This is a genomic window from Daejeonella sp., assembly GCF_036405355.1.
Classification (GTDB): Bacteria; Bacteroidota; Bacteroidia; order Sphingobacteriales; family Sphingobacteriaceae; genus Daejeonella.
Window position 1 is genome coordinate 1 of sequence record NZ_DASWXT010000029.1, and the last position, 13846, is coordinate 13846.

Below are 13846 nucleotides of genomic sequence, written 5' to 3' on the forward strand. Positions count from 1 at the left end.
CGTTTGCTTCAGCTAATAATTTTTTACCTTTTTCGATTGCATCTTCGATAGTACCTACCAGGTTGAACGCAGCTTCAGGATACTCATCCACTTCTCCGTCCATAATCATGTTGAAACCTTTGATGGTATCTTTGATGTCAACCAATACACCTTTTAATCCGGTGAACTGTTCAGCTACGAAGAACGGCTGAGATAAGAAACGCTGCACACGGCGGGCACGACCTACTACCAGTTTATCTTCTTCAGATAATTCGTCCATACCAAGAATGGCGATAATATCCTGTAATTCTTTATAACGTTGTAAGATTTCTTTCACACGCTGTGCAGTACCATAATGCTCATCGCCAAGTGTAGCAGCGTTAAGGATACGTGAAGTTGAATCCAATGGATCCACTGCCGGATAAATTCCAAGCTCAGCGATCTTACGTGATAATACTGTTGTTGCATCAAGGTGAGCAAATGTTGTTGCCGGTGCAGGGTCAGTCAAGTCATCCGCAGGCACATAAACCGCCTGTACAGATGTAATTGAACCACGCTTAGTGGATGTAATCCTTTCCTGCATCAATCCCATCTCAGTTGCCAGTGTTGGCTGATAACCTACCGCAGATGGCATACGTCCAAGAAGTGCCGAAACCTCAGAACCTGCCTGGGTGAAACGGAAGATATTATCTACGAAGAAAAGAATATCTTTTCCCTGTCCTTCTCCATCACCATCACGGAAATATTCAGCTACTGTAAGACCAGACAGTGCAACACGTGCACGTGCACCAGGAGGCTCATTCATTTGTCCGAATACCAGCGTAGCTTTAGAATCTTTTAATGCTTCTTTATCAACAGATTTAAGATCCCAGCCACCTTCTTCCATAGAATGTTTGAAGGCGTCGCCATAATTAATTACACCCGACTCAATAAATTCACGTAAAAGGTCATTTCCTTCACGTGTACGCTCACCAACTCCGGCAAAAACTGATAAACCAGCATATGCTTTCGCAATGTTATTTACCAGCTCCATGATCAATACTGTTTTACCAACACCTGCACCACCAAACAATCCGATCTTACCACCTTTTGCATACGGTTCAAGAAGGTCAATCACTTTGATACCTGTGAAAAGTACTTCAGTTTCAGTACTTAACTCATCAAATTTTGGTGGAGTATTGTGAATTGGATAGCCATCAGAATTATCCATTGTATCAATACCATCGATAGCCTGTCCAACAACGTTGAACAAACGACCTTTGATCTTGTCGCCAATCGGCATTTTAATAGCGGCTCCGGTATCAATTACCTTCATCCCACGAACAAGTCCGTCTGTTGAGTCCATCGCGATAGCGCGAACCCTATCTTCTCCTAAGTGTTGCTGAACTTCAAGAATGATCTTTTGTCCGTTATCTTTTACAATTTCAAGTGCATCGTAAATCTTTGGCAAGTGGGCATTTTCGGTGAAGCTGACGTCTACTACAGGTCCGATGATCTGTGCAATTTTTCCGGCGTTTGGCATATAAATTTTGTAAATCTTTATTAAATCAACAATTTAAGCCCGTTTTGGAGGGCATTTTTTGGTCTGCAAAAATACTCTTTATCCCCGTAAATCAAATACTTAATTGAAGTTTTTTTATAATATTTAGTAATGAGTATTGAGTAGTGAGTATTGAGTAGTGAGAATCAAGAACCAGGAGCCAGGACCAGGACAGGAACGATGCTATAGCTAACCGTCATCCCGACGCAGGAGGGATCTCAAACTTATTAGAACGAACCCTATTAATTATTATCTGTTGGGTTTAAAATCAACAGATCCCTCCTGCGTCGGGATGACGCTCAAGAGTCGGAAATTGGCAACTCGGTAGGCTATGGGTTGTCAACTGTCAACTATCAATTGAATTAGATTTTATTCCTTTCTTAAAAAAAATACTGTTTTATTTGGGCGATGAAAAAAATTCTCGTAACCGGCAGTAATGGTCTGTTGGGTCAGAAATTAACTGACCTTTGTATTTCTGATCCAGAAATTGAATTAATTGCAAGCTCAAAGGGTCCTAACAGACATCCTGTAAAGCAAGGTTATATCTATGAGGATATGGATATACTTGATCCTCTGCAAATTCAGCGGGTCGTAGAGAAATATCATCCTGATACGATTATTAATACAGCAGCCATGACCAATGTGGATGCCTGCGAAAGTGATAAAGAAAATTGTTATGCATTGAATGTAGGTTCGGTAAAAAGTCTGATCAGGCTTTCTGAAGAACATAACATTCAATTAATACACCTGTCTACCGATTTTATTTTTGACGGAGAAAACGGTCCGTATACTGAAGAAGATCAGCCTAATCCACTGAGTTATTATGGGCAAACAAAACTCGAAGCGGAGCGGCTTTTGCAGCAATCATCCTGTAAATGGGTTATTTTACGTACGATCATTGTTTATGGTATAGTTAATGACATGAGCCGGAGTAACATCATTCTATGGGCTAAGGCTGCACTCGAAAAGGGCAGTCCGATCAATGTGGTAGATGATCAATGGCGCATGCCGACTCTTGCCGAAGATCTTGCCGAATGCTGCTTGCTTGCTGCAAAGAAAAATGCTGAAGGGATTTTTAATGCTTCCGGCAAAGACATGCTGAGCATACTTGAGCTGGTGAAGAAAGTGGCAGAGTACTGGAAGCTGGATCAGTCACTGATCAGGCCTATTTCTGCCGATAGTTTAAATCAGGCTGCAAAACGCCCTAAACGAACCGGCTTTATTCTGGATAAGGCTAAAAATGTGCTGGGCTACAATCCCAAATCCTTTGAAGAAGGAATTGCCTTTGTAGATGCTCAGCTTAAAGCGATTTCTGAATCAAAATAACAAGGGGCATTCAGAATGTCCATCAATTGTCATGAAATTCTGAAGAATATTCTGAAATTATTTATAATACTACCTTTGGCAAAATATTAATCGATTAAAAAATATGGCATTATCAAAGGGTCAAAAAGCACCTGATTTCAAATTGTACAGTTCAGAACTTAAGGAAATTTCATTAAGTGATTTTAAAGGCAAAAAAGTAGTAATCCATTTCTTTCCAATGGCATTCACAGGAGTTTGTACTACACAGCTATGTACCATGCGCGATACTTTCGGCTATTATGATGGACTTGGTGCAGAGGTTTTGGCAATTTCTGTTGATTCCCCTTTTACACTCGCAAAATTTAAAGAATTAAACAACTATCAGTTTCCACTTTTGTCGGATTTTAACAAAGAGGTTTCAAAGGCATACGGAGCATATTATGATGAATTTGTATTCAATCTGAAGGGAGTGGCAAAAAGAGCTGCCTTCGTTCTGGATGAGGATCATCAGATCGTTTATGCAGAGGTACTGGAATCTGCAGGTGATCTGCCTGATTTTGAAGCGATACGTGAAGCGTTGAACTAAGATTAACATTAAGGTCCGGAAGAATTTTAAGGCCTTATTTTTAACAGATTGGCTTTTTTTCAAAAAAACTATGTTAGTTTAAAAAGAAAGCATATTTTTGCAGTCCGTTAAAAAAGGCACCTGTAGCTTAATTGGATAGAGCACCTGACTACGGATCAGGAGGTTAGGGGTTCGACTCCCTTCAGGTGCACAACGCACATCATTGAAAGCCTTTTCGGAATTAAGTCGAAAAGGCTTTTAATATTTTACTTAGGTATTTCTGTTTCAAATGAATTAATTTGAGAAAGAAAATAATTTACATTCGAATGCTGAACTTAGTATTGTTTGGCCCTCCGGGAGCTGGTAAAGGAACACAATCCGAAAAATTAATTGAAAAGTATCAATTAGTCCATTTGTCAACAGGTGACATTCTGAGATCCGAAATTTCTAACGGGACTGAATTAGGTCTTGAAGCTAAAAAGCTGATGGATCAGGGTGTTTTAGTTCCTGATGAAGTTGTTATTGGAATGATCAGCAATAAGCTGGATTCAAATAAAGATGCAGGAGGTTTTATTTTTGACGGATTTCCCCGTACCGTAGCGCAGGCAGAGGCTCTCGACAAGTTATTAGCGACCAAGTCATCAGCCATATCCGGAATGGTAGCGCTGGTGGTAGAACCTGAAGAACTTGAAAAGCGACTTTTATTAAGAGGTAAAGATTCGGGTCGCCCTGATGATGCTAATCCTGAGATCATCCGTAAGCGTATTGTAGAATATAATTCTAAAACTGCTCCGGTAGCTAATTACTATAAAGAGCAGAATAAACTGACCAGCATTAACGGGGTTGGAACTATTGATCAGATCTTCAATTCGATCTGTTCAGTGGTAGATACTTATTAATTGCTGATAAAATCAGTTAACGCAAATTCTGAGATCAATCAATTTTCTGCCCGGATTTTGTTCTCTGTAAATAAAAATTATGTCTCAGAGCTCAAATTTTGTTGATTACGTAAAAATATGCTGTCGTTCAGGACATGGTGGAGCGGGTTCATCCCATTTACACCGAGACATTCTGACCTCCAAGGGTGGGCCTGATGGCGGTGATGGCGGGCGTGGCGGGCATATTATTTTAAAGGGTAGCAGCCAGCTCTGGACCTTACTGCACCTTAAATACAGAAAACATATCATTGCCGAGAATGGGTTCCCAGGATCCAGCGGACAGAAATCAGGCCGTACAGGTAAGGATGAGATACTGGAAGTTCCTTTGGGAACAATTGCCCGAGATGCCGAGACAGGTGAAATTCTGTTCGAAATTACAAAAGATGGAGAAACCAGGATTTTAACCCCGGGAGGTCGTGGCGGATTGGGAAACTGGCATTTCAAAACTTCAACCAAACAAACCCCCCGTTTTTCTCAACCTGGCGAACCCGGAAAAGAAGAGTGGATGGTGCTTGAACTGAAGATCCTTGCAGACGTTGGTTTGGTAGGTTTTCCTAACGCAGGTAAATCAACCTTACTTTCGGTTGTTTCTGCAGCGAAGCCTGAAATTGCTGATTATGCTTTCACTACCCTTGTTCCAAATTTGGGGATAGTTTCTTATCGCGATAACCGCTCTTTTGTGATGGCAGATATCCCCGGAATAATTGAGGGGGCCTCTAAGGGAAAGGGACTTGGTATTCGTTTCCTCAGACATATTGAACGTAATTCTGTTTTGTTATTTTTAGTCCCGGCAGATACCGCGAGGACAATAAAACAGGAATATGAAATCCTGCTCAATGAGCTTGAGGATTATAATCCTGAATTGATGCATAAACCCCGTATCCTTGCAATAAGCAAATCAGATTTGCTAGATGAGGAATTGATGAACGAAATGAAGCTGGATTTACCTGCCATTCCTTATGTATTTATCTCTTCAGTTGCTCAAAAAGGACTACTTGAGTTGAAAGATATGCTTTGGAAAGAGATCAATTCAGGGATTGATAATAAGGCTGAATAAAATTTCAGTACAAGTCAGCCTTCCGAATTGAAATCACATAGGCGTTTAGAAAGTCGATTTCTTCACCTGATAGCTATCCAGTCGCCAAAAACTACAGCGACTGACGAATTTATCTTTCATGACGACTAAGTAAATTCGTAAGTCCGACTTGCGAAATCTCCTGACAAAAATTTTACAGCTCTTTTTCATTCATTTGAATAACTTTGGACAATATAGTCTGAATATGAAAATTGCAATCAACGGTTTTGGCCGTATCGGAAGGATTACTCTGAGAGCCCTGCTACAAAGACCAGGACTCGAAATTGTTGCGATAAATGATCTTTCTGATACAAAAACCCTTGCACATCTTTTTAAATACGACTCAGTTCACAGAGGATTTGAGGGGGAAGTATCTGCTGAAAATGATCATTTATTAATAAATGGCCACAGGATCCGGGTTTTTGCCGAAAAGGATCCGTCTAAACTTCCGTGGAAGGAATTGAATATTGATCTGGTTGTTGAGTCAACCGGGAAGTTTACTTATACAGCTGGTGCCGGTTTGCATTTGCAGGCAGGAGCCAGGCAGGTTATTATTTCTGCTCCATCATCCGACAGGGAAATTGCTACTATAGTTTTGGGTGTGAACGAACACCTGGTTGACCTAAATGCGCCAATTCTTTCAAACGCTTCCTGTACAACCAACAATGTTGCACCTATGGTTAAAGTATTGGATGACCATTGGGGTATTGTGGATGGCTACATTACGACAGTGCACTCGATGACCGGTGACCAGAACCTGCATGATGCTCCTCATAAAGATCTTAGGAGAGCCAGAGCAGCTTCAGCATCTATTATTCCAACTACTACTGGAGCGGCAAAAGCGATCACTACTATCTTTCCGCACCTCGAAGGGAAACTGGGTGGTGCCGGCATTCGTGTTCCGGTTTTGAATGGTTCTCTGACAGATTTTACCTGCACGCTTAAAAAGAAGGTAAGCACTAAAGAGATTAATAAAGCTTTTTTAGAAGCCTCACAAGGATATTTAAAAGGAATTCTCGAATATACCTCTGACCCAATTGTATCGGTTGATATTCTGGATAATCCTCATTCCTGCATTTTTGATTCTGAACTGAGCTCAGTGGTTGGGGAATTGGTGAAAGTTGTCGGATGGTATGATAATGAGTCGGGTTATTCAAACCGCCTGGCTGATCTGGTGATTAAAATTGCTACACTTAGAAAATAATCTCCATATTATGATCAGATTTATCGGCACAGAAGATACATTGGTTCTGCGAAGCCCTGTATTAAGAGAGGGATTAGCTCCTGAACTTTGCCGTTTTGATGGAGATGATGACAAAAATACATTTCACCTGGGCTATTTTAAGGAGGATGAGCTGATCTGCATCGGAAGTTTTCACAAACAGGGTAAAGAAGGCTATACGGGTGAGGGATATCAATTGCGAGGAATGGCCACAAGGGAAGATTATCAGGGAAAGGGAATTGGCAATCAGTTGCTTAACTTTGCGATTGTTTACCTCCGTGGCCAAAAAGTAAATTATATCTGGTGTAATGCAAGAATAAATGCCTGCAAATTTTATCTGGGCATAGGATTTGAAATCATTTCTGACGAATTCGAAATAGTGGGTGTTGGTCCCCACAGGGTAATGTACCTGAAGATCCAGTAATAAATAAGCCTAACACATGATTATATGAATACAATAGATTTTTTAAATTTTTCTGGTAAAAAAGCACTCATACGCGTCGATTTTAATGTCCCGCTTGATGATAAGTTCAATATTACAGACGATAATCGCATGGTTGGGGCTGTTCCAACTATTGAGAAGATATTAAATGATGGTGGTTCAGTTATTTTGATGTCCCATTTAGGCAGACCAAAAGACGGGCCCACAGAGAAGTATTCTTTAAGGCATCTTGTCAGGCATCTCGCCATCTTACTGAACAGGGATGTCCAATTTGCTGATGATTGCATAGGTGAGAGTGCCGTTTCGAAAGCGAAGGAGTTAAAATCTGGTGAAGTCTTATTACTTGAAAACCTTCGTTTTTATAAAGAAGAAGAAAAAGGTGATGAAGCATTTGCTGGAAAGCTGGCCTCTTTGGGCGATGTATATGTAAATGATGCCTTTGGTACGGCACATCGTGCCCATGCTTCCACTGCTATCATTGCGAAATTCTTCCCGGCAGCAAAATATTTCGGTTACCTGATGGCTGGAGAACTGGCGAATGCAGAGAAAATATTGAATCACGCTGAAAGGCCGTTCACTGCAATTATGGGCGGTGCAAAAGTGTCTGATAAGATCCTTTTAATTGAAAAATTGCTGGAAAAGGTTGATAACCTGATTATTGGCGGTGGAATGGCCTATACTTTTGCTAAGGCACTGGGAGGTCAGATAGGTAATTCATTGGTCGAAGAAGATAAATTAGACCTTGCCCTTGAATTGTTGAAAAAGGCGAAAGCTAAAAACGTCAATTTGCTTCTTCCGGTTGATTCGGTGGTAGCAGATGCCTTTGCCTCAGATGCCAATACTTCAATTGCTCAAAATGATGCTATCCCTACTGGCTGGATGGGACTGGATATCGGCCCGGAGTCTGTAAAAAGTTTCAGTTCTGTTGTTAAGAGTTCCAAAACTATCCTTTGGAATGGTCCAATGGGCGTTTTTGAGATGGAAAAATTTGAAACGGGAACCAAATCAGTCGCTGAAGCGGTAGTAGAGGCCACAAAGAAAGGTGCATTTTCATTGATAGGTGGAGGAGATTCTGCTGCTGCGGTGGCTAAATTCGGTTTTGAGGATGAAGTAAGTTATGTATCTACTGGTGGTGGAGCCTTGCTGGAATACATGGAAGGGAAGGAATTACCAGGGGTGAAGGCGATTTCCGGCTTGGGGCTGGAATGACAGTAGGCATTGCAATATTAAAAATTTCTTTTGGCTGAAATGAGGAATGACAGTGGGGGCAGTAATATCAAGATCCATTTGTCATTCCTGGCTTGACCCTGAACGTGATCAATCCTGCTCAATAGTATATGCCGCAGTTGCTATTTTCCAGCCTTCATCCGTTTTTAAAAACGTGAACAGATCCACCCCGCAATGTGAGAATTTGCCGCTGATATCCAGGCTATAAGGTACCCAGGCCATCGCAATCCGATCATGGATTTTTACTTCTGAAGAAAGCATTCTTTCCTGAATAACCCTTGCCGGATTTATCAAAGTTTTCATGAAATCACTAAACTGCCGCATAGAATATTTTGCTGCATTTTCTTTTTCAGAGATCGCCCAGACTTGTCCGTTTGTTAGTAATGTAGATTTAAACAGTACCGTATCCTGTTTTTCAAGTGCATCAAAAAACTGCTGTACTTTCAACAGAATTTCTTTTTCTTCTGGGTTTTGCGTCTTCTGGGCAAAAGAATTAATGCTGGTTAAGAGCAGGATCAAAAGGAATATTTTTTTCATAATACGAGATCTATTAATGGAAACGATAATCTGGAAGCATTAAACTCACCTGATTGGTGAGCCTTTGTTCCAGCATATTGGGTTTAGTATAAATTTATATAAGACAAAAGAAACAAGTAGAACTGGTTTTTTAGCTGTATACCCTATTTCCTAGCATAAATCATCTACATTATTGAGCACAAAGCATTGGTCCCATTTAGTCATGCCAATTTTAGGATAGTAGTTCACTGCTTTTGGTGCTGAAAGTAAAATTAGTTTCGCACCGGGCGTAGCTAATTTGGTTTGCCGGACTAATTCTTTGCCAATCCCCATTTTCTGATACTTTTCGTCAACTGCCAGATCTGAAAGGTAGGTGCAAAATACAAAGTCAGTCAGAGATCGGGCAATGCCAATGAGTTTGCCATTATCTCTCGCAGTTAAAATCAAATTAGCGTGTTTGAGCATTTCAGATAGTCTTTCAGGTTCCCCAATTGGTCTTCTTTCTCCTAAAGTGGAATTCAGCAATACGCTTTTGAATTCGTCAACACTCAGGTTTTCTTCTTGTTGATAGCTTATCATCTATTCCTTTATAATTTGGTAAATCTACATTTCTAATTGATTTCAGATTTTATCTAAGTAATTAAAATTTCGAATCCCCTGATTTTTAATTATGATACAGTGTCAATTTCTTAATTGAGTATAAAATAATATTTTACTGAATAAGCAACAACATAAACTTGAGTTTAACCGTTATTTAAACTAAGGTTTATCTGCCATAGCAAAGATGTGTTGAGTTAAGATAGAAACCTGTAAAAGAGAATTTTATGGAAAGTACAGCTAAGGGATATAATTTAATTACCAGCGTAAATAATTTCAATTTATCATACGATGATCTCGGGGAAGGGATTGTTCCAATTATTTTTTTGCACGGTTTTCCCTTCAGTAAGCAAATGTGGCTGTCTCAGCTTGACTTTTTAAAGTCATCACATCGTGTAATTGCCTGTGACATCAGAGGATTTGGAAATTCCAAAGATGAGAAATCAATCCTGAGTATTGATTTATTTGGAGATGATTTAATACAGTTCATGAATAAGTTAAACATTGATAAGGCAATTATTTGTGGATTATCAATGGGTGGTTATATAGCTCTGAATGTCTGCCAACGATTTTCTGATCGTTTTGAGGGCTTGATTTTATGTGATACACAATGTATTGCAGATACTCCGGAAGGTAAAGAAAAGCGTCTTAAGCTGATTGAAGAAATAAATTTGAATGGAACAGAAAACTTTACAGAAAGCTTTTTGAAAAATGTTTTCCATAAGGATTCCCTGACACAAAAAAGTGAAATTGTTGAAGAATTGCGAAATGTTATTAGTTCTAATTCTATACAAATAATTTCAATGGGTCTAAGAGCATTAGCAGAGCGTTCAGAAACTTGTTCTTCACTAAATCATGTGAATATTCCAACATTGATTATTTGCGGCAGGGAAGATCAGGTTACACCCATTGCTCAGTCAGAATTTATGAATCAGAATATTAAAGGGTCAATACTTCGCATAATTGATCATGCGGGTCATGTTTCCAATCTTGAGCAAGCTCAGGAGTTCAACCAGCATCTGTTTGATTTTTTAAAATAATATAGCATGTTATGGATCAGAATTGATTAAAATTGACTTCATGGATCAGATTTTTAATATCAGCCTGATATCATAATTCTGTATTTTTCTATCCTGCTTTTTGATTTCCCTCCATTTTGATGTAATTTCAGCCCTTATGCAGTTTTACACTGTACCTTTGGAATTAGATTGAAAATTATGAGTAATACCCTGGCTGAATTTAAGAATCTTGTTGGAACAAAGTTTGAGATGTATAACAGTTTGTTTACATCCTTACCCTTTCATAAGGTTGAGAAAACGGGAATATTACTATCCTTATTTCTGCTGCATTGTGAAGAAGGATTTCGAAATAATCAAAGCCCTGCAGAAATCATTGATTCGTTTTTTCGTCAGTACACTACTTATGTAAGCAGTAAAGAGCAAATAGATCTATTGTTCAGGTTTATACAATATTCTGAAAGACAGGTTGTTTTGTTTGATGCACTTGAAGATGCGGCATTTGGTGCCACCCATGATATGGATGGTTCGGGTACCCTAAAGCAGCTTCAGACTGAAGTCGTTCAAACAAATTCACAGCAACAGCTCGCAGAAAAGTTAAAAGACTTTTCGGTTCGGCTGGTCCTCACAGCTCATCCCAACCAGTTTTATCCGAGTGCAGTTTTAGGCATTATCCATGATCTGGGGAAAGCACTCCAAAAGGATGATACGGTTTTAGTGAATACCTATTTACAGCAATTAGGAAAAACACCATTCTTTAAGAAAGAAAAGCCTAGCCCTTATGATGAAGCAGTTAACCTGATATGGTTTTTGGAGAATGTATTTTACCATTCAGCAGGGCATATTTTATCTTTTCTGAACAGTGAATTTCCGGAAGCGGTATCGGCAGAAAATCAATTGATCAGAATGGGATTCTGGCCAGGTGGTGATCGGGATGGAAATCCTTTTGTAAAGGCAGATACTACCTTAAAAGTTGCTGAAGCCTTGAGGCAAAGTATTATTAAATGCTATTATATGGAGGTGCGCTCACTTAAAGGCAGACTGACCTTCCAGGGTGTTGATACCTTGCTGGCTTCGCTTGAAGCCCGGCTTTATAAGAATCTGTTTATTCCAGGATATAATGCCTACCTCTCAAAGGATGAAATAAGTGCAACCTTAGTAGAGATCAGGGACATACTTATTGAAAAACATAATAGCCTTTTTTTAAACAAGGTGAACAATTTACTCGATAAGGTGAACTTATTTGGTTTGTTTTTTGCCTCTCTGGATGTAAGACAGGATAGTTCAGTTCATACTGACCTGGTAGAACTGGTTTCTGAAAAAACCAGGGTTCTTCCTAAAAATTATAAAACCCTTTCGGAGGAATCAAAAATTCAGCTTCTACAGAGTATTGATTCTTTGGTAGTTGATACTGATCTTGATAAGGATACTTTTGATACCATACTTTCCATCAGAACAATTCAGCGTTTTAACGGGCCTGAAGGCTGTCACAGGTATATTATTAGCCATACAACCAGTGCATTGAATGTTATGGAGGTATATGGTTTATGTTTGATGGCCGGCTGGAAAAAGGAGGAGTTAAATCTCGACATAGTCCCCCTATTCGAGACTATAGGAGACCTCAGGAGCGCAACCAAAGTAATGACAACGCTGTACCAAAATGAATCCTACCGAAAACATTTGAAGCGGAGAAAAAATGCTCAGACCATTATGCTTGGATTCTCAGATGGGACTAAGGATGGCGGATATTTAATGGCTAACTGGAGTATCTACAAAGCTAAAGAGGAACTGACCCGAATTTCAAAAGAATATGGCATAGAAGTGGTGTTTTTTGATGGAAGGGGAGGCCCTCCGGCCAGGGGTGGAGGTAAAACCCATCAATTTTATGCCTCCATGGGTAAGAATATTGCTAATAAGGAAATACAATTAACGATACAGGGCCAGACTATCAGTTCAAATTTTGGCACCAGAGCTTCAGCAAGATTCAATATGGAGCAATTAATGCATTCAGGAATTAGTAATGCGTTGTTTCCATTAAGAAGCTCTACCATGAGCGGTGCAGAAGTAGAATTACTGCAGGAATTAGCTGAAGAAAGTTATCAGGCCTTTAATATTCTGAAGAACAATCCTGATTTTCTGGAGTACCTGAATTTTGCAAGTCCATTACGTTATTATGCAGAAGCCAATATTGGTAGCAGGCCTTCTAAGCGTAAAGCTGGAAAGTTAAATCTGAATGATCTGAGGGCTGTACCTTATGTCGGAGCCTGGAGTCAGTTAAAGCAAAATATTCCGGGTTATTATGGAGTGGGAATTGCTTTTGAGAAACTGGAAGCTGAAGGTAAATGGGGAGATATTAAAAATCTCTATAAGCATTCACTCTATTTCAGAACGCTTATGGGTAATTGCGAAATGGCAATGAGTAAATGCTTTTTCCCTTTGACTTCCTATTTGTCTAAACATCCGAAATATGGGGTTCTGTGGAATTTATTTTATGAAGAATTTGAGCGAACAAAAAAATACATCTTCCTGCTGACGGGTAAATCTGAATTAATGGCTGACAGGGAAACTGATCAGCTTTCAATCAGGATGAGGCAGCGTATTGAATTGCCACTAATTACCATTCAGCAATACGCCCTAACCATGATCAGAGAAAAAGGTAATAGAGCTTCAGATTCGCCTGAGGTTAAAGTATTTGAGAAGCTGGTAATGCGCTGTTCTTTTGGGATTATCAATGCAGAACGGAATTCTGCCTGATTATATAAATTGATTCATACTTAATTCAGTCCGCCAAAGAGTTTACCTATTTGTGCAGTTTCATGATATCCTGATCAGATCTTTAATGCGCCCCGGAATCCCCTGGCAGCATAATAAGATTCAGCACCATTATGATAAACGAATACATTGTCATAACGGAAATCAGCAAAGATGGCCCCCCCCAGCTCCCTGATTTTTTCTGGTGTTTTGATCCAGCTTGAGGTTTTTGTATCAAAATGGCCAAGTTTTTGCAAGTAACGGTATTCCTCTTCCGATAAAATCTGAATGCCCATATCTTTAGCCATCCCAATCGCACTATTTTTAGGTTTATGCTCTTTTCTTGATTCCAGTGCATCCTCGTCGTAACATATACTTCTGCGGTCTTTCGGACTCTCAGCTGAACAATCATAAAAAATGTATTCCCCAGTTTTTTGATCCTGTGCAATAACATCCGGTTCACCACCGGTTCTTTCCATTTCATTGAGCGACCATAATTTTTGGGTATTATCCTTAGAATTTAGTTTTGCATGCACATCAGCCCAGTCGATACCTTTATGCCGGATCATGTTTTTTTCGAACCGGGATTTTAATATTAAGAGTAGTTTTCCCGCTTCTTCTGGTAATAAGTTTCTGTTATGTTCCATTAGAGTATATTTATTTTAAACAGAAT

Annotated in this window: 13 protein-coding genes and 1 tRNA gene; 10 read left to right on the plus strand and 4 right to left on the minus strand. The window is 39.5% G+C overall.

Annotated features, from left to right (window positions below):
* The coding region (atpD, locus tag VGE44_RS03300; protein ID WP_331076334.1) for a F0F1 ATP synthase subunit beta at positions 1–1501 on the minus strand (1501 nt) is incomplete at its 3' end.
* Positions 1502–1927: 426 nt separating this feature from the next.
* Here atpD and VGE44_RS03305 point away from each other — a divergent pair.
* The 8 genes from VGE44_RS03305 (at position 1928) to VGE44_RS03340 (ending at position 8275) form a co-directional block, all read left to right on the plus strand.
* Entirely contained in the window at positions 1928–2845 is a 918-nt protein-coding gene (locus VGE44_RS03305; RefSeq protein ID WP_331076335.1) for an SDR family oxidoreductase, read from the plus strand.
* 103 nt (positions 2846–2948) lie between these two features.
* Positions 2949–3410, plus strand: a complete 462-nt coding sequence (locus VGE44_RS03310) for a redoxin domain-containing protein (protein WP_331076336.1) — start codon at positions 2949–2951, stop codon at positions 3408–3410.
* Positions 3411–3526: 116 nt separating this feature from the next.
* A tRNA-Arg gene (locus VGE44_RS03315) sits at positions 3527–3600 on the plus strand.
* Between the two features lie 115 nt (positions 3601–3715).
* Positions 3716–4288, plus strand: coding sequence for an adenylate kinase (locus tag VGE44_RS03320; protein ID WP_331076337.1), 573 nt, complete (start codon positions 3716–3718; stop codon positions 4286–4288).
* Positions 4289–4367: 79 nt separating this feature from the next.
* Positions 4368–5384 (plus strand): GTPase ObgE, encoded by a 1017-nt coding sequence (obgE, locus tag VGE44_RS03325; protein WP_331076338.1) that lies wholly within the window; start codon positions 4368–4370, stop codon positions 5382–5384.
* Between the two features lie 223 nt (positions 5385–5607).
* Positions 5608–6606, plus strand: a complete 999-nt coding sequence (gene gap / locus VGE44_RS03330; RefSeq protein WP_331076339.1) for a type I glyceraldehyde-3-phosphate dehydrogenase — start codon at positions 5608–5610, stop codon at positions 6604–6606.
* A gap of 10 nt (positions 6607–6616) precedes the next feature.
* Positions 6617–7048: a GNAT family N-acetyltransferase gene (locus VGE44_RS03335; RefSeq protein ID WP_331076340.1), complete on the plus strand. Its 432-nt coding sequence runs from the start codon at positions 6617–6619 to the stop codon at positions 7046–7048.
* Between the two features lie 24 nt (positions 7049–7072).
* Positions 7073–8275, plus strand: coding sequence for a phosphoglycerate kinase (locus VGE44_RS03340; protein ID WP_331076341.1), 1203 nt, complete (start codon positions 7073–7075; stop codon positions 8273–8275).
* A gap of 108 nt (positions 8276–8383) precedes the next feature.
* Here the strand turns inward: VGE44_RS03340 and VGE44_RS03345 are convergent, their stop codons facing one another.
* Positions 8384–8830 carry a nuclear transport factor 2 family protein gene (locus VGE44_RS03345; protein WP_331076342.1) on the minus strand — a complete coding sequence of 149 codons (447 nt, stop codon included), beginning with the start codon at positions 8828–8830 and terminating at the stop codon, positions 8384–8386.
* Positions 8831–8980: 150 nt separating this feature from the next.
* Positions 8981–9388: a GNAT family N-acetyltransferase gene (locus VGE44_RS03350; protein WP_331076343.1), complete on the minus strand. Its 408-nt coding sequence runs from the start codon at positions 9386–9388 to the stop codon at positions 8981–8983.
* Between the two features lie 245 nt (positions 9389–9633).
* Between VGE44_RS03350 and VGE44_RS03355 the strand changes: the two genes are divergently transcribed.
* Positions 9634–10446: an alpha/beta hydrolase gene (locus VGE44_RS03355; protein WP_331076344.1), complete on the plus strand. Its 813-nt coding sequence runs from the start codon at positions 9634–9636 to the stop codon at positions 10444–10446.
* Positions 10447–10623: 177 nt separating this feature from the next.
* On the plus strand, positions 10624–13176 hold the full coding sequence (locus VGE44_RS03360) for a phosphoenolpyruvate carboxylase (protein ID WP_331076345.1): 2553 nt from the start codon (positions 10624–10626) through the stop codon (positions 13174–13176).
* Positions 13177–13250: 74 nt separating this feature from the next.
* Here the strand turns inward: VGE44_RS03360 and VGE44_RS03365 are convergent, their stop codons facing one another.
* Positions 13251–13820, minus strand: coding sequence for a DUF4256 domain-containing protein (locus VGE44_RS03365; RefSeq protein ID WP_331076346.1), 570 nt, complete (start codon positions 13818–13820; stop codon positions 13251–13253).
* Between the last annotated feature and the right edge of the window lie 26 nt (positions 13821–13846).

Coding starts and splice junctions, on each gene's coding strand:
- VGE44_RS03305 (WP_331076335.1), top strand. CDS start 1,928: ATGAAAAAAATTCTCGTAACCGGCAGTAATGGTCTGTTGGGTCAGAAA.
- VGE44_RS03310 (WP_331076336.1), top strand. CDS start 2,949: ATGGCATTATCAAAGGGTCAAAAAGCACCTGATTTCAAATTGTACAGT.
- VGE44_RS03320 (WP_331076337.1), top strand. CDS start 3,716: ATGCTGAACTTAGTATTGTTTGGCCCTCCGGGAGCTGGTAAAGGAACA.
- obgE (WP_331076338.1), top strand. CDS start 4,368: ATGTCTCAGAGCTCAAATTTTGTTGATTACGTAAAAATATGCTGTCGT.
- gap (WP_331076339.1), top strand. CDS start 5,608: ATGAAAATTGCAATCAACGGTTTTGGCCGTATCGGAAGGATTACTCTG.
- VGE44_RS03335 (WP_331076340.1), top strand. CDS start 6,617: ATGATCAGATTTATCGGCACAGAAGATACATTGGTTCTGCGAAGCCCT.
- VGE44_RS03340 (WP_331076341.1), top strand. CDS start 7,073: ATGAATACAATAGATTTTTTAAATTTTTCTGGTAAAAAAGCACTCATA.
- VGE44_RS03345 (WP_331076342.1), bottom strand. CDS start 8,830: ATGAAAAAAATATTCCTTTTGATCCTGCTCTTAACCAGCATTAATTCT.
- VGE44_RS03350 (WP_331076343.1), bottom strand. CDS start 9,388: ATGATAAGCTATCAACAAGAAGAAAACCTGAGTGTTGACGAATTCAAA.
- VGE44_RS03355 (WP_331076344.1), top strand. CDS start 9,634: ATGGAAAGTACAGCTAAGGGATATAATTTAATTACCAGCGTAAATAAT.
- VGE44_RS03360 (WP_331076345.1), top strand. CDS start 10,624: ATGAGTAATACCCTGGCTGAATTTAAGAATCTTGTTGGAACAAAGTTT.
- VGE44_RS03365 (WP_331076346.1), bottom strand. CDS start 13,820: ATGGAACATAACAGAAACTTATTACCAGAAGAAGCGGGAAAACTACTC.